General features: G+C 59.1%; 18 protein-coding genes. 12 read left to right on the top strand and 6 right to left on the bottom strand.

The window, feature by feature from the left end; genetic code table 11:
• Window positions 1–151 precede the first annotated feature (151 nt).
• The 4 genes from JQ611_RS32005 (at window position 152) to JQ611_RS31990 (ending at window position 5,321) form a co-directional block, all read left to right on the top strand.
• Window positions 152–2,563 carry an MrcB family domain-containing protein gene (locus JQ611_RS32005; protein ID WP_212467706.1) on the top strand — a complete coding sequence of 804 codons (2,412 nt, stop codon included), beginning with the start codon at window positions 152–154 and terminating at the stop codon, window positions 2,561–2,563.
• A 4-nt stretch (window positions 2,564–2,567) separates the two neighbouring features.
• Window positions 2,568–2,981, top strand: a complete 414-nt coding sequence (locus JQ611_RS43155) for a 5-methylcytosine restriction system specificity protein McrC (protein ID WP_212467705.1) — start codon at window positions 2,568–2,570, stop codon at window positions 2,979–2,981.
• Window positions 2,909–3,586 (top strand): 5-methylcytosine restriction system specificity protein McrC, encoded by a 678-nt coding sequence (locus tag JQ611_RS42590; RefSeq protein ID WP_409411315.1) that lies wholly within the window; start codon window positions 2,909–2,911, stop codon window positions 3,584–3,586. The genes JQ611_RS43155 and JQ611_RS42590 overlap by 73 nt, the downstream gene beginning before the upstream one ends.
• A 385-nt stretch (window positions 3,587–3,971) precedes the next feature.
• Entirely contained in the window at window positions 3,972–5,321 is a 1,350-nt protein-coding gene (locus JQ611_RS31990) for an IS1182 family transposase (RefSeq protein WP_212467703.1), read from the top strand.
• A gap of 115 nt (window positions 5,322–5,436) precedes the next feature.
• Here the strand turns inward: JQ611_RS31990 and JQ611_RS31985 are convergent, their stop codons facing one another.
• The 4 genes from JQ611_RS31985 to mdcA form a co-directional block, all read right to left on the bottom strand.
• Entirely contained in the window at window positions 5,437–5,634 is a 198-nt protein-coding gene (locus tag JQ611_RS31985) for a hypothetical protein (protein WP_212467702.1), read from the bottom strand.
• Window positions 5,635–5,891: 257 nt separating this feature from the next.
• A complete protein-coding gene (locus JQ611_RS31980) occupies window positions 5,892–6,671 on the bottom strand; it encodes an alpha/beta fold hydrolase (RefSeq protein ID WP_212467730.1) in 780 nt (259 codons plus the stop codon).
• A gap of 9 nt (window positions 6,672–6,680) precedes the next feature.
• On the bottom strand, window positions 6,681–7,970 hold the full coding sequence (locus tag JQ611_RS31975) for a malonyl-CoA decarboxylase (RefSeq protein ID WP_249133619.1): 1,290 nt from the start codon (window positions 7,968–7,970) through the stop codon (window positions 6,681–6,683).
• A 15-nt stretch (window positions 7,971–7,985) separates the two neighbouring features.
• Window positions 7,986–9,638 (bottom strand): malonate decarboxylase subunit alpha, encoded by a 1,653-nt coding sequence (mdcA, locus tag JQ611_RS31970; protein ID WP_212467701.1) that lies wholly within the window; start codon window positions 9,636–9,638, stop codon window positions 7,986–7,988.
• A 111-nt stretch (window positions 9,639–9,749) separates the two neighbouring features.
• Between mdcA and JQ611_RS31965 the strand changes: the two genes are divergently transcribed.
• A complete protein-coding gene (locus JQ611_RS31965) occupies window positions 9,750–10,610 on the top strand; it encodes a LysR substrate-binding domain-containing protein (RefSeq protein ID WP_212467700.1) in 861 nt (286 codons plus the stop codon).
• Between the two features lie 117 nt (window positions 10,611–10,727).
• Here JQ611_RS31965 and JQ611_RS42060 read toward each other — a convergent pair whose 3' ends face one another.
• Window positions 10,728–11,198, bottom strand: coding sequence for a hypothetical protein (locus JQ611_RS42060; RefSeq protein WP_249133618.1), 471 nt, complete (start codon window positions 11,196–11,198; stop codon window positions 10,728–10,730).
• 116 nt (window positions 11,199–11,314) lie between these two features.
• On the opposite strand from JQ611_RS42060, the gene JQ611_RS31955 reads away from it, so the two are divergent.
• The 6 genes from JQ611_RS31955 (at window position 11,315) to JQ611_RS31930 (ending at window position 19,646) form a co-directional block, all read left to right on the top strand.
• Window positions 11,315–11,827, top strand: coding sequence for a hypothetical protein (locus JQ611_RS31955; RefSeq protein WP_212467699.1), 513 nt, complete (start codon window positions 11,315–11,317; stop codon window positions 11,825–11,827).
• A gap of 283 nt (window positions 11,828–12,110) precedes the next feature.
• Complete coding sequence (locus JQ611_RS31950; RefSeq protein ID WP_249133617.1) at window positions 12,111–12,563, top strand: DUF305 domain-containing protein; 453 nt, start codon at window positions 12,111–12,113, stop codon at window positions 12,561–12,563.
• Between the two features lie 117 nt (window positions 12,564–12,680).
• Window positions 12,681–15,872, top strand: coding sequence for an efflux RND transporter permease subunit (locus tag JQ611_RS31945; protein ID WP_212467698.1), 3,192 nt, complete (start codon window positions 12,681–12,683; stop codon window positions 15,870–15,872).
• Complete coding sequence (locus tag JQ611_RS31940; protein ID WP_212467697.1) at window positions 15,869–17,131, top strand: efflux RND transporter periplasmic adaptor subunit; 1,263 nt, start codon at window positions 15,869–15,871, stop codon at window positions 17,129–17,131. Before JQ611_RS31945 ends, JQ611_RS31940 begins: the two co-directional genes overlap by 4 nt.
• A gap of 384 nt (window positions 17,132–17,515) precedes the next feature.
• Entirely contained in the window at window positions 17,516–18,193 is a 678-nt protein-coding gene (locus tag JQ611_RS31935) for a response regulator transcription factor (protein ID WP_212467726.1), read from the top strand.
• Window positions 18,194–18,281: 88 nt separating this feature from the next.
• Window positions 18,282–19,646: an ATP-binding protein gene (locus JQ611_RS31930; RefSeq protein WP_212467696.1), complete on the top strand. Its 1,365-nt coding sequence runs from the start codon at window positions 18,282–18,284 to the stop codon at window positions 19,644–19,646.
• A 60-nt stretch (window positions 19,647–19,706) separates the two neighbouring features.
• On the opposite strand, the gene JQ611_RS31925 is transcribed toward JQ611_RS31930, so the two are convergent.
• Window positions 19,707–19,988: a DUF3551 domain-containing protein gene (locus tag JQ611_RS31925; RefSeq protein WP_212467695.1), complete on the bottom strand. Its 282-nt coding sequence runs from the start codon at window positions 19,986–19,988 to the stop codon at window positions 19,707–19,709.
• Window positions 19,989–20,243: 255 nt separating this feature from the next.
• Between JQ611_RS31925 and JQ611_RS31920 the strand changes: the two genes are divergently transcribed.
• The gene (locus JQ611_RS31920; RefSeq protein ID WP_212467694.1) at window positions 20,244–20,483 is read left to right on the top strand and encodes a hypothetical protein; all 240 of its coding nucleotides are present in this window, start codon (window positions 20,244–20,246) and stop codon (window positions 20,481–20,483) included.
• The last annotated feature ends 1,772 nt before the right edge of the window (window positions 20,484–22,255 follow it).

Raw genomic sequence — 22,255 nt, 5'->3', positions numbered from 1 at the left:
TCTGACGCCAGGACTCATGCTCGCGGCAAACATCACCGGCACCAAGGACTTCCACGGTTCTAAGCGGCGGCCACTTATGCTAGTTTGTTGATTCAGCCAGCTGTTACGGCTGAGGGAGCTCTGACAGTCAAAACTAACGTTAGGAGAAGTCGTGAGCCGCTATCCCTATGACTCCGACAAGATTTTAGCCGCAGCCCAAAATTGGCGTGACGTTGCACTGGTGGGAGGCGAGTCCATTTTCTCCGCGGGGAAAATATGGACAACCGAAAATATCGAAACCTTAGACCGTGGATTTACTCAAAATCCGGACGAAACTGATCGTCCCTTCTCCGCAAAACTCCATGATCAGCTAGCGACGTGTTCTGCTGCAGTAAAGCAATTGGCAGCCGAGATAATGTGGATTTTGTTATTGTGTCCGAGCAACATCTCCGCTGAGCGAAAGAGAGAGAACGTAAGGGCCATTTGGGGGTGGTCAGGGGCACCGTTTCCAGCTGAAAGTGAATGGCTCTCGGACGAGATTCTGCCTGGGATAGGCAGCGCAGGGCCGGGCTTCAGCAACCACAGACCTAGAGAGTTCACATTCTGCCTCAATTTTCTCCTTAAATTTAGGAAGCTAGACGGTCATCAGCAGGCTTCGCTTTTAGAGCAGCCCTGGAAATTTGCCGAGTGGTTACAGGACGTGCCTGACGCGCAGGCTCGCCAGTTTCGTCACATGCTTCTCTTTGTCCTTTTTCCAGACGACTTTGAAAGGGTGTTCTCTGCAGGCGACCGCAAATCCGTTGCTGAACGTTTCGCTGGTTTGCCGTTTTCCGAGACCAATAAGATGACTGCGGTCGCTATCGACAAGATCTTGCGGCAGACCCGTAGCGACCTCGAGCAAAAATACCAGACAGCTGAGCTGGACTACTATCGTAATCCACTCAGGGAGCAGTGGCAGCACGATTGGAAAACTCTCGAAGCTTCCTTAACGGCGACCCACGTGCGACAGGCGATAGCCGAGATTGAGAAGGAGGGGATTCCAACTGAGGCTCGTTCGTCGACATACGAAGACGGAAAACGGTTTCCACCGAAATTGGTGTTTTCTCTGGCTTGCAAGTATTCAACTGGTAAGGAACTACAGAGGCGAGAATTTGCGGGCGGAGATGACACGTCAGCGTTCAAGATTCTCCGACAACTCGGTTTTTCAATCGTCCCAAAAGATCTCATTGGCGATCTTGTTGTGAAATTTCTCGCGCAGGCAAACGGTGGTGAAGATCTTCGCACGAGCGAGTATCCCAAAGAATATCGCAGCCTTCAGATTAAAGTTGGATTTGGCCAAGGCGGGTTCTCTCGGGTGCCATGGATCGCCTTCCTGGGTCCGGACCAAAAAGTTAGCGACGGGATCTATCCCGTTCTTCTGTATTATAGAGAGGCAAAGATCCTCATTTTAGCGCTCGGTGTAAGTGAAACGAACAAGCCGACTTATCGTTGGAAAACGACCGAGGGGCTCGAAACAGTAGCAAAATTTATGCGCGAAAAGCATTCGCGCGAAGCCGAAAGATACGGCGACTCTTTCGTCGACAGTGCTTTCGCAATTCCAGACGATCTTCACCTTGCTAACCTCATCACACGTCTCGACAAGATTATTCAATCCTATGATGCCGCGCTGGCGCCAACCGCTTTCATTTCTTCGGGGAATCAGCCTTCGATACCTGATGTAACGGCTGCAAAAGCTGCGCAAGACGTTTTTATCGAGAAAGAATTATTCGATCAATTGTTGGAACGTTTGGAGCTGAAGAAGAACATTGTTTTGCAGGGGCCTCCGGGAGTCGGAAAAACATTTCTGGCCAGACGACTCGCACAAGCCTTCGTCGGGACACTCGATGCGAACCGGACAAGAGTCGTGCAATTCCATGCTTCCTATGCTTACGAGGATTTCGTCCAGGGTTATCGGCCAGACGGGAAGGGAGGGTTTGAGCGTAAAGATGGCGTGTTTATCAGATTTTGTCGCCGTGCTTTGGCTGACCCTGGTCGCCCCTACGTCTTCGTAATTGATGAGATTAATCGCGCAAATCTGAGCAAGGTTTTTGGTGAACTTCTTATGCTCATCGAAAGCGACAAGCGCAGCGAAGATTATGCGGTGGAACTTGCTTACTCGACGGAGGAGGATGCGCGCTTCCACGTGCCAAGTAACGTTCACATAATTGGTTTGATGAATTCTGCCGACCGTTCGCTCGCGTTGGTTGACTACGCTTTGCGACGCAGGTTCGATTTTTTCGACATTAAACCGGGCTTTGGGACGGTCCAGTTCCGCGCTCATTTGATTGATCGCGGCATACCTGAGGAACTCGTCGAACACATCAAGGGCGGCTTAAGCAGCTTGAATAAGGCTATTTCTGAAGATCGAGACTTGGGTCCCGGATTTTCGATTGGCCACAGTTTCTTCTGTGATCTATCTGCGGACGAGGATGCTGAAGACGCTTACAACCAAGTTATCAATCTTGAGATCGTACCTTTGCTGCGTGAATATTGGTATGAGGGAGCGCAGGCTGAGGATTGGCGGTCGCGGCTACTAAAGGCGTGAGCCTATGAGCGCTTCAATACCAATTGCTAACATCTATTATCTGCTTTGTTATGCTTGGAACAGGCTTGAGCAGGGGAAGATAATAGACGTTAGCCAAACGCCAACAACGGAATTAGCTGACTTATTCGCGTTGGTCTTGTGTGATGGCATTCGACATTTGGCACGGCGCGGACTTGAGCAAGGTTACGAAGCTCGTGAAGAAGAGCTAAGCGGGATCCGCGGACGTTTGGATATTGCAAACAGCCTTCGACGCTCGCTCTTTATGCAGGGGCGGGCCCACTGTCGGTACGATGAATTATCCGCAGACACGGGCGCCAATCGGATTCTGAAGGCAACACTCGTGTCATTACAAAATGCGGATCGATTAGACCGGAAGCTCCATCACAAGATCCGCGTCACTCAGAAATTCGGGAGATAAGGCTTTCGCGCAAGGCGTTTGATTCCGTTCGCGTTACCTCAAACAATCTCTTCTACCGTTTTCTATTGAGCACGTGCAGGCTAGTTTTCGATTCGCTTTTGGTCGACGAGGCTACCGGTAAAGTACGCTTTCGCGACTTTACGCGTGACGAAGATAAGATGGCGGGATTATTCCAGTCGTTTCTATTCAATTTTATCGCCCGGGAATGCGCGGAATGGACGGTAAAGAGCGAGAACATTGGTTGGCAGGCTGTAAGTTCGACCGATCCAAATCTACAGCTCCTGCCTCGAATGCAAACCGATATTTCTGCGAGGCGATCCGGCGAGTATCGGATCATCGATGCAAAATATTATCGCCGTACTCTGAGCAGCTATTTTGACATCGATAAACTTCACAGCGGAAATCTTTATCAGATGGGTAGTTACCTTATGAACGCGAAAACGATTGGAGGTATCCAAGCCGATGGCATGCTGATCTACCCAAAGGTCGACCGTGATTTGCGAGAGAAATATGAAATTCTTGGCCGCAATATTTCTGTGTTTACGGTGGACCTCAATGCGCCATGGCAGTCAATTGCTCAGGAACTTCGTGCGCTCATGGCTTGATGCTCCTTGCAGCGAATGTCGAGCCGCTTCGCAACCGATCGCGAAAGTTCCATAGCATTCGATGGACGAAATCAGCTGTCATCGCCTGGCCACACGAGCCCCGGCACGAAGTTCAGCGGGAATTGGCGCGACTGAACGGGGGTTGGCTTTAGTATCTCACGAGACAATCAGATGCAGCGTCGTTCGCCATTTATATTTGTCTTAATCGAAGTGAATGTAGATCCTCAATCCGATCGGGCGTCCATCCGAATAATCAAGGAGCTGACAAGGGCATCGTGCCCTTCGCCGCTAGACTGCTTCTGGCGGATTGTGTTGAAAAACTCTCCTGTTGAAGCGCCAGGAGTTCGCTGATTCATTGGGTCCGGTAGACGGGAGACCGGAAGCGATGATGGGTCCGCGGCAGGTTGATCAGGCAGCGCTGTTCTACGAATTCTCACTTGAGCGACACGTTCCGGCCGCACACTTGCTACGATCGATCGACCGTTTCGTCGATTTGTCGGACGTTCGGAGCCACTTGGCGCCATTTTACAGCTCTACTGGCCGGCCTTCGATTGATCCCGAACTGCTGGTCCGGATGTTGCTGGTTGGCTATTGCTACGGCATTCGTTCCGAACGTCGGTTGTGCGAGGAGGTTCACCTGAACCTCGCTTACCGCTGGTTCTGTCGGCTTGGGCTCGACGGCGAGGTGCCAGAGCACTCGACCTTCTCCAAGAATAGACATGGCCGCTTCCGCGATTGCGATCTGCTGCGAAAGCTGTTCGAGACCGTGGTCCGGCGCTGCATGGCCGAAGGGCTGGTCGACGGAGCTGCCTTTGCGGTCGATGCCAGCCTGATTGCTGCCGATGCCAACAAGCAGCGCTCTGCTGCCGGGTCTGATGATGTTGACTGGGAGGCCATCGCCAGGACGCGCCGATCCGTCCGGGAATATCTCGATACCCTGGATGAGGCTGCCTGGGGCGCCGCCAGCGAGACGGTACCGAAGTTCATCTCCAGGTCGGATCCGGCCGCACAATGGACCGGCGCTCACAAAGGGCATGCTTTCTTTGCCTACGCCGACAACTACCTGATCGACCTGAAGGCAGCAATCATCGTCGATGTCGAGGCGACGCGAGCCATTCGGCAGGCTGAAGTCGGTGCGGCGCGCACGATGATTGAGCGCACCGAAGATTGCCTCGGGCTCTGCCCCGAGCGCTTGGCCGCCGACAGTGCCTACGGGTCGGCCGAGATGCTCGGGTGGTTGGTCAACGAGCGCGCGATCGAGCCGCACATTCCGGTGTTCGACAAGTCGGCCCGTGACGATGGGACGTTCTCGCGCGAAGACTTCGACTATAATCAGGAAGCCGATATCTACGTCTGTCCAGCCGGCAAGGCGCTGACCTCTACCGGTACTCTGGTGAACGATGGAGCAACACTGCTCTATCGCGCCAGCAAGTATGACTGTGACGCCTGCGATTTGAAGCCGCGGTGTTGTCCGAAGATGCCCGCCCGAAAGGTCCCGCGTTCAATCCACGAAAAGGCCCGAGACGTTGCGCGCGACATCGCCAAGACCGAGACCTATGTGACGTCGCGGCGTGAACGGAAGAAGATCGAGATGTTGTTCGCACATCTCAAGCGCATCCTGCGCCTGGATCGGCTCAGGCTGAGAGGTCCATTTGGTGCTCAAGACGAGTTCCTGCTGGCTGCCACCGCCCAGAACCTCCGAAAGCTGGCAAAGCTGGCTCCGCTGCCGGCCTGAAAGCAAACAAGCTCCCGCGCGCCTGTCTCCTCGCGCCACCCAGAACAGCTAAGGCGGCGACTTCTTCAACACAATCGGCGCAAAGTGGACATTCGCAAATTGCCAATGTCGCGGCTTAGGCAGCCGCGGTCGGGTCTCGCCTGATCGACGCAGCAGGAAAGCGCGGCAGGTTCGGCTCCACCTCATAGAAGGCGAACAGGACGTCCTGAGGTGCGAGGTGCAGGCGCTCGCCGAACAACCGGATCGCGTCATCGGCAATGGTGGCGGCGGTTTCCGTCGGCTTCCCGCTGGAGATGATGACCTCAACGACCATGAACCGATCGGTTCTGTCCGTTGCGTAGTCGGGGAAGCGGGGATCGACCAGGAGATCATCCTGGCCGATCTCGAGAAAGCGTGAAAGCGGTCGGCCCGCTGGTAACCGGCGGCTACCTGAGCTTCCAGCATTGCCTCCGACAAGCGGGACCTGTCGGCGGCGCTGAGGCCGCGCCGGACGGTAAAGGTTACAAACGGCATCTTCAGTCTCCACGGCTTGGGATGTACCGATGGCGTTGATGCGCTCGGCCGGGTTCGTCAGGCTTGCTGTCCTGCAGCTTCAAGGATCAGCCGCGTGATTTCGTCAGGACGGGAGATCAGCGAGAGGTGGCTGGCCTTCACCTCGATGGTCTTGGCGCCCATCCGCTTGGCCATGAAGCGCTCGAGGTCCGGATTGATCGTGCGGTCTTCCGTTGAAACCGCGTAGTAGCTCGGTTTCGATCGCCAGGCCGCATGCGTGGTCTTGCCGGATAGCAGAGCCTTGTTGAAGGGCTGCTGCACGGCGTAGAGCACCCTGGCCTTGGCTTCCGGCAGGTCGCCGGCGAAATCGCGAAGGAAGGCCTCTTCGGAGAGACGTCCTTCATCGCCGTCGAACACTATTCCCGCGCTCGCCGGCGGCGTCGGAAACGTCTTGGCCAAGGCGGTATAATCCTCTCCCGCGTCCGGCGCGCGCGCTGCCACATAGACCAGCGCGGAGACGTTCGGATGTACGCCGGCCTCCGTGACGATCATCCCGGAGAAGGAATGACCCACCAGCACCGTTGGGCCATCCTGCCGCGCCAGCACGCGCTCGGCCGAAGCCACCGCCTCTGGCAGCGTCGTCAGCGGATTTTGCACGGACGTGGCGTTGAGTCCCGCCGCCTGCAATCGCGCGATCACCTCTGTCCAGCACGAGCCATCGGCGAACAGCCCGTGCACAAGCACGACGTTCCTCGCCTTCACGGGAGTCGAATTTGCGGCCTTGCCGCGTGTGGAGATCAGCGAAGCCGCGACACCGGTCAAGAGGGCGGCGGAAAAAGCGCGTCTGTTCATCATGATTCTCGTCCTTCAAGGTTGGGTGGAATAAGCTTTGAGCAGTGTGTCGACCTCTGGCGAACGCACGATGGTCCCGTCGCGCACAAAGGCCTCGTGGTTGTCCTCGATGCTGTCATGGTCGTAGAGATAGTTGACCATGATACCGAAGGATTCCTGGATGCCGCGTGGTGCGCTGTTACCGAGCCAGTTGACACGTTCGAGCCGCGCGCCGTTGCCGAGGTGAAAGCGCGCCACCGGGTCGATGCGTATCGAGGGCGGCCGCGTCAGATAGCGGGCGCAAAGCCGCAGCAAGGGCGCGCGTAGCTTCTCGCTCTGCGCCGGGTCATTCCACCATTCGCCGCTATCGAGTTGTGGCCACAGCGCGGCATCGGGATCGCTTCCATTCGCAAGCCGTTGACCGAGCCAGCGCCGAAACCCCGGGACCGGCGACAGGGTGGAAAAACGCTTCAGCTGCGGAAACTCCGCCTTGAGCTCCTCGACCACCTGCTTGATCAGGAAATTGCCGAACGATATGCCGCGCAGGCCGTCCTGGCAGCTGGAGATTGAATAGAATATCGCGGTGTCGGCGCGCGCAGCTTGCGCCCGCGCGGTCGCTTCATCCGTCTCCCGTGCGAGCAGCGCTGGCATCGCTGTGGCCAATCCCTGCACCAGCGCAACTTCGACGAAGATCAGCGGTTCGCCGGGAAGCGCGGGATGAAAGAATGCGAAGCAGCGGCGGTCGGGCGCAAGGCGGCGCCGCAGATCGTCCCAGCCCTTGATCTCATGCACCGCCTCATAGGCGATCAGCTTTTCCAGCACCGCCGCCGGGGACTGCCAGTCGATCCGCCGCAACTCGAGAAAGCCGCGGTTGAACCACGAGGCGAACAGATGCTTGAGGTCGGCGTCGAGCAGCCTCAGTTCCGGTTCGCCGCGCAGAGATGAGGTAATTTCACTGCGCATCGCGATCAGCGCGCCGGTGCCGCCGGGCGCCATGTTCATGCGGCGCAGCAACTCCTGCCGGGGCGGATCGCCGGCCCGCGCCAGCGCGGCGGCGGCTTCCGCCGTGGCGTCGGCGAGATAACGCTCCGCTGCCGCGCGCAGTGCCGCCTTGTCGGGCTGAAATTCCGTCGCAAGGTAGCGCTGGAAGCTGTGCCGGTCGTCCGCATCGAGGGTGCACAGCATTTGGTGCAGTTCGCGCGCGACCTGCGCGCCGGATGCCTCGCCGCGTTGCGACAGCAGTGTCGCCGCCAGCTGCTTCGCGCGATCCACGGGCGCGGGTTTCGAGCTGGACAGGTCACTTGAGATTTGCGTGTTCGGGGTCATCGTTGCTTCCTGCTTTCAACCGTGGAGGACCGTGGCCGGACGAAATTTTGCCGGCGGCACGTAGAGTCCGCCTGACGCCGTGACGAGGTCGTCGATGGTTTGGGCCGCGAGCCAGTCGCGGGTTGCGGTGTTGACATCGATGCCGAGGTCGGACGCGAACGTCACGATACCACGGCGGCGCAGGCTGTCGGTTGTTTCGGGTGATTGTCGCCTGCCGAACTCAGTATCGCCGGCGACGGCGCGCAATGCCGCCTCGCGTTCCCTTGGCGATCGGCAACGCAAAAGGTTGGCCACCCCACGTTCGGTGACGACATGGGTGACGTCGTCGCCATAGATCATGACCGGCGGCAACGCAAAGCCGGCCGAGGCTGCGAGATCGAACGCGTCCAGCCGTTCGACGAAGCTCGGCGCGCCGTTCGGCTGCTGGGTCTGCACCATCTGCACCACAAGCTTGCGTCCGCGCAGGCTCTCGCCCGCTTCCTGACCGGCGCGCAGCCAGGTCGGGCTGTCGTGGCGGCGGCCACGCGAGTCCGCGCCCATGTTCGGCGCGCCACCGAAGCCCGTGATGCGGCCCTTGGTGGCCGTCGAGCTGTTGCCCTGTGCGTCGATCTGCAACGTGCCGCCGATGAAGAGGTCACAGGCATATTGCCCCGCGACCTGCGCGAGCGCGCGGTTGGACCTCAGACTACCGTCGGCGCCAACCGGGAATATCTCGGCGCGGTTCGAGACATAGCGTTCCATGCCCAATTCGGAGCCGAAGCAATAGACGCTGTCGACGAAGCCGGCTTCGATCGCGGGGACCAGGGTCGGGTGCGGGTTCAGTACGAAATGGCTGGCGATCTTGCCCTTCAGTCCGCGCTTCGCAGCATAGGTTGGCAGGATCAGTTCGATCGCCGCGGTCGCATAGCCGATGCCGTGATTGAGCCGCCGCACCTGGTAGGGTTCGTAGACCGCTGATATCGCCATCATCGCCATCAGCACGTTCTCGTCCCTGATCTTGGCGGGATCGCGTGTGAACAGCGGATCGATCAGGTAGGGCTTCGGGCTCGGCACCACGACATCGACCCAGTCGCCGGGTATGTCGACCCGCGGCAGGCGGTCGACGATCTCGTTGACCTGCGCGACCACGATGCCGCCGCGGAACGCTGTCGCCTCGGTGATGGTCGGCGTATCCTCCGTGTTCGGCCCGGTATAGAGATTGCCGTCGCGGTCGGCCTTGTCGACGACGACAAGCGCGACCTGCGGCGTCAGGTCAACCAGCATGCGGGCGTAGAGTTCGAGATAGGTGTGGATCGCGCCGATCTTGACCGCATTCGTAGCGACGAGTTCGGCGAGCTTGCGGCTTTGCGGCCCCGCATAGGAGAAATCCAGACGGTTCGCGATACCGCGTTCGAACACGGCGAGATGGTCGGGCAGCGCCAGCACCGACTGCACCATGTGCAGATCGTGCACCCGCGCAGGATCCACCTTCGCCAGCGCCGAGGCGAGAAAATCTGCCTGTTTCTGGTTGTCGCCTTCGATCGTCACGCGATCGCCAGGCTCGATGATTGCTTCGAGCAACTGCGTCGCCTGGTCGGCTGGGCAGACTTTTCCGCTCGTGCCGCTGAGCGCGGCAACCCGCGCGAGACGGGAGGCGCGATCTGCTCGGCGTCGTGATGTGTCTAACATGATGGATCTCCTTCGCTCGGTGCTTGCCCTTGAAGCGAAAGATAGGAGTCCTCGATTGATTATAGAAACGAAATTTTATAATATGATTGATCGCAAAATTGGATCAATCATATGCTGGATTTCGAGCTGTTGCGCACCTTTGTTGCCGTGGCCGATTGCGGCGGTTTCCACCGCGCCGCGGAGCGGCTCAACCTGACCCAGTCGACGGTGAGCCAGCAGATCAAGCGGCTCGAGCTCGAGACCAAACGGCCCTTGTTCCGGCGGACAACGCGCAGCGTCGCGCTGACCGACGATGGCGAGATGCTGCTCGGCGACGCGCGTCGGCTGTTGCAACTTGAGGAAGCGGCCCGTCATCGCCTGGCGGCGCCGCGGCTCTCCGGCATGGTGCGTCTTGGCGTAGTCGAGGAGGTTGCCGGTGGTTCGCTGCCTTCGGCGCTCGGCCGCTTCGCCACGCTCAATCCGGGCGTGAAGCTCGAGGTGCAGATCGGCGTCAGCGCGGAATTGATCGAGCAACTCAATGCGGGACGGCTTGACGTCGTGTTCGCAAAACGACCGCTCGGAACCTCGAAGGGACGTCTGGTGTGGCGCGAGCCGCTGGTATGGGCCGCGGCCGACACGTTCGATCTTGTTCCGGGGGCGGCGCTGCCGCTGGCCCTATATCGCGAGCGATCCGTTTCTCGCGAGGCTGCACTCATCGCGCTCAACAACAACGAACTGACTTGGGAGATCGTCTATACCAGCCCCAGTTTGACGGGCGTGCGCGCGGCGGCGCTCGCGGGCCTCGCCGTCACCCCGCTTCCCGCAAGCGCGCTGATCGCGGGATTGCGCATTCTCGGTGCGGAAGAGGGGCTGCCGCGGCTTCCTGACCTTGAGTTCGCGATCTACGAGAAGACGCGGCCCGACAAGGCCGCCGCGGCACTCGCTGCGGTTCTGCTGACCCTGGCACAGGGATCATCACGCCCGGCGATCTGAGATGAACCGTCGCTTCAATCGTCGAGAGCCGGCCGTGGGTCAACAGCGCGCGGCCCGCTTCTGGTGCGAGCCGGCCGTTCATGGATAGTCAGAGCTCGTAACCGTTGGAGCAGCGGATCAACATCCCCGGCAGATCGAATTTATCTCTTTGTCGATCTTTGCGTTTTCGGCGTCGATAGAGGGCATGGTGTCAAGCATAGGGCGGCCGACGCCATCTGAGGAAAGTGCCGTGCCCGACGAGTTGGTGCCGGGCGCGGCAGCGGTGGTGCCGAGGGCGCCTCCGCCCATCATGGACATATGAGACGATCCCATGCCATGCGCTCCTCCCATGCCGCCGCGGGCAAACGCCGCGGTAATTGAAAGGCCAAAGCAAAGGGCGATGCAAAGAACGGAAAGCTTTCTCATGTCGAAACTCCTCGCTGGCGTCGGCCGGCTCTGCGCCATTCGTTGCTTGATGAGCGTGAAGCTGATGTAGGCGCGCAGTCCGCCGATGCTATTAAATTCAATTTTAGAGAAGCCCGCCCGGCTGGCTCGGCAATTCCCGGTGAATAAACCAATCGAAGCAACCACGGCCTTCTTGGCCGGCAAGGCTCGCGCAAAGGTGAGCAGCGGAGGCGTCGCTGCTGGTGGCGTTTGCTCAATGCGATTCCCAATTGCAGGTCACAAGTCCCGGCTGGGAGCTGTATCTCTGACGGAGAATGTCGATGTTGCATAAAACAGCGATCGCGTTATTGGCAGTCATGTCCATTGGCCTGGCTTCGCCGACAATGGCCTTGGCACGTGGCGGAGGTGGAGGCCACGGGGGCGGTATGGGCGGTGGTGGCGGATTCCACGGTGGTGGCTTTGGTGGTGGCGGCTTTCATGGCGGTGGTGGCTTCGGAGGGGGCGGATTCCATGGTGGCAATATGGCCGGTGGATTCCACGGCGGTTTCGGCGGCTTTCGCGGTGGCGGATTTTACGGCCAAGGATTCCACGGCCAAGGATTTCATGGTCGCGGCTTTGGAAACCGCTTCGCGTTCGGCACTGGCCTAGGCTACGGATTCTATGATCCGTACTATTATGACGGCTACAGCGACGGCTACGGTTATGGCTATCCGTACGCATATCCGTATGCTTCGAGCGATTCCTACGCTGACAGCGATGGCTGCTATGTCGTTCAACGGCGCGTGCACACCGCGCATGGTTGGCGCCGGCAACCCGTTCAGGTGTGCGGTTGATGCTCCGTCGCAAATCGGATGCCGATCATGATCGGCAGCTGTAATCCGAGATGACCTCGGAATGTGAGAATGCCGAGGTCAATCTCATGATCACGCGAAACTAAACTCGTTTTTAATTGAGAGCACGGCACCGAACCGCCATGCTTGGAATGTTCCTGACGGCCATCTGCGTGTCAGGAATTTCTTTGGGCGGACCTTCCGAGAAGAAAATACAATCGGGAAACGCGCGAGCAGGCTTGCGGCAAAATTCACGGCCGCGTGAGCGTATCTGTGCGGAGATGAAATGACTGTGTTCTCGCGCTCTTTCGTTCGCAAGCGGGTGATCTCGCTGGCGACCACGACGTTGGTCACGACTGCGTCGCTGGCTTGCGCCCGCGATCCGATGTCGAGCTATCACGTCCCCGGCGCGATGCCGATCCAGTATGCCAGCGAGCGGCCGGATTACCACGAGGAGGCGCCGTTCGTGGCAGAAAACGATGCCGCGATGAACAGGATGATGGCGGATGCGATGGTGAAGCCAACTGGCGATGCTGATCGCGATTTTGCTGCGATCATGATGTCCCTCAATCGCGGCGCAGTCGATATGGCGCGGGCCGAGATCAAGTACGGTCACAATGAGCGGCTTCGCCAATTGGCGCAGCAGATCGTCGCCGCCCGGCAGCAGGAAGTTGTCACGACGCAGCAGGCTGTAAGCCACTGGTTCGCGGCCGCGATCGATCCTTCACCCAATCATTGAAAGAATCGGACATGGCCTTCTCCCCGTCAGCGTCGATCTGTTTTCGTGTCGTGCTCGTCGTCGCGGTAGTGGGCGTGGCCGATTTTGTCTTGAGACGGAACAACCGAGGATGAATGGATGGGTATCGTTCGCTTCGCCCTGAGATTTCCGCACACATTTTATGTGGTCGCCGCCCTGATCCTGTTTCTGGGCGCCGTCGCATGTTGGAAGACGCCGACCGACGTCTTTCCGGAAATCAATATCCCAGTCGTGACGGTGATCTGGAGCTATACCGGTCTGAGCACGCCGGAGATGGAGCAGCGCGTCACCACTTACAGCCAGTATGCCATCAGCTCGAACGTAAATGGCATCAAGAACATCGAAGCGCAGACGCTGGCTGGGCTTTCGGTCCAGAAGATCTACTTTCAGCCAGACGTCAATCTCGACCTCGCGATTGCCCAGATTGTCTCGGCAACCAACGCCATCCGTGCATTATTGCCGCCGGGCATCCAGGCCCCTCTGGTGGTGCAATTCAACGCTTCCAGCGTGCCGGTGTTGCAGATCAGCTTGAGTTCCGACACCCTCAATGAGCAGCAGCTCTACGACTACGGGATCTATCGCATCCGCCAGCAGCTGGCGCCGATACCCGGCATCACTCTCCCGACACCCACCGGTGGAAAATATCGCCAGATCATGGTCGATCTGGATCCCTCGAAGCTGCTCGCCAAGGGGCTTACACCGCTTGATGTCGTCAATGCCGTCAACACGCAAAACCTGACGCTGCCTGCGGGCACAGCAAAATTCGGCAACACGCAGTATGCCGTCCGCACCAACGCGACGCCCGCGACTATCGACGACCTCAACAATATTCCAGTCAAGGTCGTCAATGGGGCCACGATCTTCGTAAAGGACGTCGGCCAGGTTCACGACGGCTGGCTGGTGCAGCAAAACGTCGTGCGCCAGAACGGCCGCCACTCTGTTTTGCTCAGCATCATCAAGAACGGCAATGCATCGACGCTGAGCGTCGTCAATGCTGTGCATAATGCGTTGCAGACAGCGCGCGCCGCGGCGCCTCCCGGCATGCAAATCAACGAGCTGTTCGATCAGTCGGTATTCGTGAAGCAATCGGTGGCCGGTGTCCTGCGCGAGGGTGCGATCGCAGCAGGCCTCACGGCGCTCATGATCCTGCTGTTCCTAGGATCATGGCGTTCGACGCTGGTGGTCATGATCTCGATTCCACTATCGATCCTGACTTCGCTGGTCGTGCTCTATTTCCTCGGCGAGACATTGAATACGATGACGCTCGGCGGACTTGCGCTGGCGGTCGGCATTCTGGTGGACGATTCCACGGTCACGATCGAGAACACCCATCGGCTGCTTACCGAAGAGGGAATGCCCCTGCCGCAAGCCACGCTGCACGGCGCCGCCGGTATCGCCATTCCGACGCTGGTGTCGACGCTGGCCATCAGCTGCGTCTTTACGTCGGTGGTGTTCCTCGAAGGGCCGGCAAAGTATCTGTTTACGCCGCTGGGCCTGGCGGTGGTATTCGCAATGCTGGCGTCCTACGGCCTGTCTCGAACGCTGACGCCGATCGTCATCGGCTTGTTGCTCAAGGGCGAAAATCACGGCCCGGCGGACGCGACAAAGGCCGGCCTATTTACCCGTTTCCATGCTGCGTTTGAGCGCAACTTCGAGGCCATGCGGCACCGCTATTCAAGTTCGCTCGCCGAACTCATCAAGCATCGTTACGTCATTCCGATGTTCATGCTGCTACTGCTTGGGCTTGGAGCCGTCACATTTCCGCTCGTCGGCCGCGATTTCTTTCCTGCTATCGACGGCGGACAGATCCAGCTTCATGTGCGCGCGCCTGCCGGAACGCGGATCGAGGCCACGGAGAAGGCTTTTCAGGAGGTCGAGGACAAGATTCGTGAAATCATACCTGAAGACCAACGCGACCTGATCGTGGATAATATCGGACTGCCGGCGCGGGCCTACAATCTGGCGTTCACGGATGGCTCGACTATCGGCGTCAATGACGGCGTCATTCTGGTATCGCTGAAGGAGGGTCACAGGCCGACCAGCGAATATGTGCGCAAGCTGAGGGCGGCGCTGCCTGCTGCGTTCCCCGAAGACACGTTCTATTTCCAGGCCGCAGACATCGTCACCCAGATTCTCAATTTTGGTCTGCCGGCACAAATCGACGTTCGCACCGTGGGGTACGACAAGGACAACAATCTCCGCGTCGCGAACGAGCTGCGTCGGCGAATCGCCGCCATACCGGGGATCGCGGATGCGCATCTGCAGCAGGAAGTCGATGCACCGGCGTTCTATGCAGATATCGATCGCACGCGCGCAGCCCAGCTTGGGCTCAATGCGAATACCATCGCGACCAACGTCAATGTCAGCCTGAGTTCGTCCGAACAGGTGACACCGAATTTCTGGACCGATCCCAAATCGGGAATTCCGTATTATCTCGCGGTACAGACACCCGAGAACAGGATCACTTCGCTGAACGATCTGCGCAACACGCCGGTTTCCACCGGGATTTCGTCGTCGTTGACCGACGTCCCGGTGCCGGGCCTGCTCAGCAACGTCACGACGTTCAGGCGCGGCAGCGTCCCTACCAACAGCAATCAGGCCAACGTCCAGCCGGTCTATGAAGTCTATGCGAGCGTCCAGGGGCGCGATCTCGGCGGTGTAGCCGGCCAGATCAGCACCATCGTGACGGACCTGCAGAAGCAGCTCAAGCCTGGAAACACCATTCAGGTGATTGGCCAGATCCAGAGCATGAACGGGGCGTTTCTTGATCTCGGCATCGGGCTGCTGTTCGCAGCGGTGTTTGTCTACTTGCTGATGGTCGTGAACTACCAGAATTTCGGCGACCCCTTCGTCGTTATCCTGGCGTTGCCGGCGACGTTGTGCGGGATCCTCACAATGCTGTTCATCACCGGGACCACGCTCAACGTGCCGTCCCTGATGGGTGCGATCATGGCGGTCGGCGTCGCGTCGGCAAATTCCATTCTGCTGGTGACGTTTGCCCGCGAGCAGCAGCTTGCAGGCAAGACGGCGTTCGAGGCGGCCATCGAGGCCGGACATACGCGGATTCGGCCGGTGCTGATGACCGCGGCCGCCATGATCGTCGGCATGATTCCGATGGCGATCGGCGCGCCGGGAGAAGAGCAGAACGCGGCTTTGGCGCGCGCGGTGATCGGCGGGTTGCTGTTCGCAACGCCGACGACGCTGCTGGTCGTGCCGTATCTCTTCGCCATGCTGCGCAAACGCAACGATGGCAAGGTACATCACGGGGTATTTGACGAGGTGCTGGAATGAACTTCAATCGTCCTTTGGATATTGAGCCGCCGGAGACCGGTCGTGAGACCGGACCCGCACGCCTGCGCCCTGGCAAGAGACGACGGGTTGGCTTGCTTTCGGCTGTCGGGCTTGCCCTCGCTCTGACGACGGCGCTGGCTTGCGGGGCGTGGAACCATTACGCGCAGCATCGGCAGGTGGTTACGACGGCGAAGCAAAGCCTGGAATTTGTCCCGCAGGTTCGTGTTGCGGCGGTGCGACCCAGCGCCGGCACGGAAATTGTCAGTCTGCCGGCGACCACATCGGCGTTCTCGGTTGCCAATGTTTTTGCGCGCGCCAGTGGTTATATCGACAAGCGCGAAGTCGATATCGGCGACCGCGTGAAGGCGGGTCAGTTACTGGCCGAAATCGTGGCGCCCGAGCTCGATCACCAGATCGCCCAAGCCGAGGCGACGCTCGGCCAACTCAAGGCAGCCTTGCAGCAGGCGGAGGCAAACCGCGAACTCGCCAAGGTAACCTGGGATCGTGACGGTCCGCTGGTGAAGCAGGGCTGGCTGACCGCGCAGCAGGGCACTACCGACATTCAGACGCTGAAAGCGCAGGAGGCTGGCGTCTCCGTTGCACAGGCCAATGTGGTGGCGGAGGATGCCCAGTTGCAGGTGTTGCACCAGCAGAAGCTCTATCAGCGCGTCGTCGCGCCATTCGATGGGGTGATCACCCAGCGCAATATCGATATCGGCAGCCTGGTGCAGGCCGATGCGACCAGCGGCACCTTCATGTTCACCATCATGCAAGGCAATGTCATCCGGACCCAGGTCTTCGTCCCGCAGGACGAAGCCTTTGGGCTGCGACCGGGAATTGAGGCCGTCGTGCATGTGCCCGAGATCCCGGATCGCACCTTTCCCGGCAAGGTGACGCGGATCGCCGATGCGTTGCAACCTGGCTCTCGGACCCTGCTGACCGAAATTGACATCCCCAACCCCGACGGGGTGCTTGCCCCCGGAATCTACTGCACCATCGAACTGCATATTCCACGCAAAACGCCAAGCTTCACCGTGTCCGCCGACGCCGTCATCTTCAACAAAGGCGGGCTGCAGGTTGCGGTGGTCGAGAATGGCGTTGTGCATCTGCGCAAGGTGACGGTGGTGCGCGACCTCGGGCAGCAGGTCGAGGTCAACAGCGGTGTCAAGCCCGGCGATCAGGTCATCCTCAATCCCGCTGTCGATTTGGCTGAAGGCGGCAAGGTGCGCGCCAAGCTCCAGGTGACACAGGTATCCTGACCTCAGCCAGAATGATGCAAGCAACAGCTGCATCCGACGGGTCGATCATAAAATCCTATTTAATGGTGCGGCCGGTTTTTCGCGGCTATATCCACCTCAGCGGCTACACCTCGCTTGTCCCAGGGGGTGTCTCTCTTGGCCGCAGAGCGGACGGCGCACGCCACGCCTCATTCCCCCGGTGAGGCTGGCGGCGCCGTCCGGCTCCCAGGTCACTCTCGGGCGGGGAACGCAAGTTCGGGCAGGAGCCTTGGTATTCAGGAGCCTTTGTGTTCAAGATCCTTGGCATTGCAGGCGGTTGATCTTATGGCATTGATAGCGGTCCGCGGATGTCAGGCTTCCGGTTTACCGGACGCGTATGGCTTTGCGGCAATCGAGAAGCGGCATATGGCGAAAGTGCTCCTAATCGAAGACGACGCTGAAACGGCTGAGGAAATCAAGGCCGAACTGGCGGATCGTGGTTTTGATGTTGAATGGTCAGGCAACGGCATCGAGGGGCTCGACAAGGCGCGCTCGTCGCAACCCGATGCGATGATCGTCGACCGGCTATTGCCCGGAATGGACGGCCTCACCGTTATCGAGACATTGAGAAAGGAACAGGTGCGCACCCCCGTGCTGGTGTTGAGTGCGCTGGGCGCGGTCGATGATCGCGTGCGGGGACTGCGAATGGGAGGCGACGATTACCTGACGAAGCCGTTCGCGATCGTCGAACTTGTCGCCAGAATGGAAGCGTTGCTGCGCAGGCCGGCAGAGTCGCGCGAGACCACGCTCAAGGTAGCGACGTTGGAGATCGATCTGATCGAACGTACCGCCAAACGCGGCGATCGCCCGATCGAATTGTTGCCGCGCGAATTTCGCCTGCTGGAGTACATGATGCGGCGCGCCGATCAATTGCTCACGCGAGCGATGCTGCTGGAAGAGGTCTGGAATTACAAATTCGTTCCCGCGACCAATCTGGTAGACGTGCATATGGGACGCCTTCGTCACAAGGTAGATGGGCCCGGCGATGCGCCGATGATCCACAACGTCCGTGGCGCGGGCTTCATTCTTAAGGCTGTGTCCTGAGGCGATCGTACCGTTCGCCCCGGGGTGATGCGCTGTCGATAGCCGCCTATACTGGTATCGGCTGAGAACCTCGGGCGACGGAAATCCGATGCTAAACTTGCAGTTCGCGCGCTCGAATACGTTCCGTTGGACGCTGATGGTGGCAGGCGTACTTGCCGCCTTCATCCTGGCTTTGTTTGGATTCATCTACTGGACGATCGATGACTATCTGATCGCGCGGTCCGACCGCGTGATATCGGCGCACATTGACGGGCTATCCGAGCTGACGCCTGAGCGACGGCTCGAAGCGATCGATGAGCGCCTGAGGCAGGATCCGCGCGGCGTGCAGCTCGCAGCGATCTTTGCCGCCGACGGTCGCCGGATCACGGGCAATCTGGAGAACCTGCCCGCCGAACTCAAGATCGATGCGCCGCCGCAAGGCGTTGACATTATCAGGATAGATCGAGGCGGTCGGGAACATCAGGCGGTGCGTGCGATTGCGCGACGGATGCGAAACGGCGACGTGCTGTTCATCGGACGAAATGTCGATGAGGCCAGGGAAATTTCCCGTGTCGTGGGGCAGGCGCTCGCGCTCGGCCTGCTGCCCGGATTCTGCCTCTGCCTGCTGGCCGGCGCATGGCTTAGCGTGCGTGCGCAGAAACGCGTCGAGGAGGTCAATCAACGGGTTCAGCGTATTATCGCCGGAGACCTGCGCGAGCGGCTGCCGCACCGTACAGTCGACGAACCGTTTTCGAAGCTCGCGATTATCGTCAATGGCATGCTCGATGAAATGGAAACGATGATCCATGCGCTGGCCGGCGTCGGCAACGATATTGCCCATGACTTGCGGACGCCGTTGACGCGTGCCCGCCTTGTGCTTGAACGCGGCCGTACCAACGCAACATCGCTGGAGCAGCTTCAGGCGGTGGCTGACAAGGCCATCGCCGGCATCGATCAGTCGCTGACGATCATAACCGCGCTGTTGCGCCTGGCGGAGATCGAGAATAGCCGGCGATCCGCGGGTTTTGGCGACGTCAACCTGCACGACATGCTGCGCGAGGTGCACGACATCTATGAGCCGATCGCCGAAAACAAGGACATCGCGCTGCAGGTCGAGGTGGAGCGGCCTCTCACTGTGCGCGGCGACCGTGACTTGCTGATCGAGGCGGTCGCCAACCTGGTCGATAACGCCATCAAGTTCACGCCGGAAGGCGGCAAGGTGAGCATCAAGCTGCTCCGCGGCGGCAGCGAGCCCGTTATTCGCGTGACCGATACTGGCTGCGGTATCGGCGAACAGGAGCGGGAGGCCGTGTTGAGGCGATTTTACCGTTCCGACAAGATACGAAATACGCCGGGCGTTGGCCTTGGACTTAATCTGGTCGCAGCGATCGTAAAGCTACACGGTTTTCGCCTGACGATCCATTCCGGGCCGGGCTGCCAGGTGGAGATTGCCTGTCCCGATCAACCGGATTGATCCGGGCCGCAGCATCGTCGCAGACTGCGAGACAATGCTGAATCCCCGTGCGTACCTCACTCAATAGCCATGAGGGCCCGCGTGGTGAGCAGCCGGGAAGCCGTCGGCATCGTTGCCGCGAAAAGTCGTGCCGTAGCATTCCGCGTCAATACCCGAAGCGGTTGCGAGGCATTGCGAATAGCTCGTAAAGCTGCAATCCGTCCCGCCCTCATCATATGACAGGCAGTAATGACCTGGGGAAACGATCGGCGCGGCCTCCGCCACCGATGCAGTGATCGAGGCGAGCACCAGTGTAGAAAACGCGATTGTCGAAGCAATCGCAACGTTCCGAATAGTCTTCATGAGTCTTGTCCATTTTGTCTTGCGGCAACCTAGTGTGGAGCGCGGCAACGACGAAATCGATTATAAAAAAATTCATTCTCGTCGTTGCGATCGCTACGCATTTTCCTGGAACGATTTTGCTGTCGTCGTGGTGATCTCACGACGCGTTGAATGATCGTGAGCGAGCAAGCCGTTTAAAGATCGCTCGTACTACCCACATCGCGAGTGTGGAGGCCAAACGTCCTTGGCCTCCTTTCCACGCAATGGAGAAGTTGAATGACCACGATCAAGCTCTTGTCTGCTGGAATGATTGCTGCCGCCATGCTCGCAACGCCTGCCATGGCTCGCGACAACTATTCGGCCAGGCGGCATGTCACTGAGAACGTCAACGCGAACGACCCTTCGACCGCTCGGTATATTGATGGCCAAGTCTGCATTCCAGCGCCGCGCGTCGGCGCATTTGCTACGGCGCCCTGGACCGGTGACAACATCCCCTGCGAACCCGGGCCGTACTGAGTTGAATGCGGCGGGCGCCAGGGCAGATCTTCGGGCCGCCCTGGCGCCCGCATGCGACCTTACGACCCTTGGTGTCGATGATGGAAAACGACGAAGCCAAGAATTCGTATTTAATGGGAATGTGAGATTGTCTGGCCTATCTACTCCCTAGCCAGTTCATGCGCAGCAGAGCCGCTTCTCGATCATTGGCCAAGCGCTCAATTGAGGGAGTGATCAATGTCGTTACGTCTTCCAGCCATGACGGCCGTGGTCTGCACTGTCGTCATCTCCAGCCCAGTTGGATATGCCCGACCGCTGGGAAATGCGGCAGCTCCGATACCCCAAGCGCCGATCGGTCATCTGCAACCGCGCGCGTCAGTTTTCGCCGGATTCTGCTCCTGAGCAACTCGAACAGCAGGAGATGTCGGCATTCGATACCGAGCAACGCAAACTCGACGAGCAGTTCGACAGGAGTCTGATCATCTGTCGATGCCAATAGTTCACGAGTCGAGACGGTCTGTATCTAAGGAGAAAAGTCAATGACAACAATAAAACTCTTGTCGGCGGGCTTGTTCGCCGTCGCCATGTTGGCAACGCCCGCCGTGGCTCATGAGCATTCTGCGGTCCATCGGTATCTCGCAGAGGGAGTCAATACTAGCGCCACGGCTCACCATGTTGGGGGGAGCGTCGGCAATTCCGCGCCGCATGCCGGTACATTCACTGCAATGCCTTTGGAAGGGGAGGACGACACTTGCGACGTGGGCGACACCCCGCACATATGCTGAAGAAAGGAAGTCCCTGCATGTGCGCAATCTTCCAACTGCAAATACCAAAAAGAATTCTTGCGTAGAAAAGTCTGGAAGGAACATCCGAGGCCACCAGCGCGAATTCCCGCGCAGAAGAGAAAAACGGAGAAAACCATGACCAGACTCACAGCGCTCGTCGCGGCAGCTCTGCTATCGACCGTTTCGATAGCCCCGGCGCTTGCACAAGCCGCAATCTCGGAACCCGGAGCGTTTCAGGCGATGTTTCCGAATCGGGATGTGCTGAATGGAGGTGCGTTAACTCCTGCCGGCAGAATGGGACTGGAGCTACCTGACGGTGCCGTCAATGTTTTCGCAGCGAGCAAAGCTTATGCGAGAATGGAGCGCGCCGGCCCAGGCCGTGGCCGGTCCGGAACAGACGCTGCTTCGGATATGGCCCCGCCGGTAAGCTCGGCACGTCGTGGCGCAAGGGCACCGTTCAAGGCGACTGCTTAGGCGGCGCGGCGCTGATGTGGTGGCGACAGGTTCGGCGATGATCTACGGCATGCCGCAGCATCACCCGGATGAGGGCATTGGCATTGCTGTGGATTTCAACGGCGCGACGACCGCCGATCCGCCCTCGATCGGGAATCGTCGAGTGGAGAATATGCGATGCGTTCAGTCTTGGTTCCGGTTCTGCTAATCGCTCTCTGTGCTTCTGCAAACGCCGCCGCACGAGGGCGTCATTCCGAATCGCGACATGTCATCGGTCGTCCCGGTCAGGCTGTGATCCCAAGCTACGGCACTCCGGGTGGTGTGCGGATCTATCGCGACGACTCCGTTCCGGGTGGCCTGCGGACTGACCACGACGATCCGCCACCCTACGATGATCCATCCAAGTTTGGCGGCGGCTGACTGAAAACCAAATAATCGAATTCGGTCAGTGTTGAATGGCCGCTTCTGGCGGATTGTGTGAAGAAGTCGGCGAACTAATCGTTCTGGATAGATCGAAGAGACAACGCACGCGGGCCTCTCTGCGCTCAAGCGGGC

Source organism: Bradyrhizobium sp. AUGA SZCCT0182 (assembly GCF_018130185.1).
In the GTDB taxonomy this organism is placed as follows: Bacteria; Pseudomonadota; Alphaproteobacteria; order Rhizobiales; family Xanthobacteraceae; genus Bradyrhizobium.
This window is presented reverse-complemented; position numbering and strand designations above follow the sequence as displayed.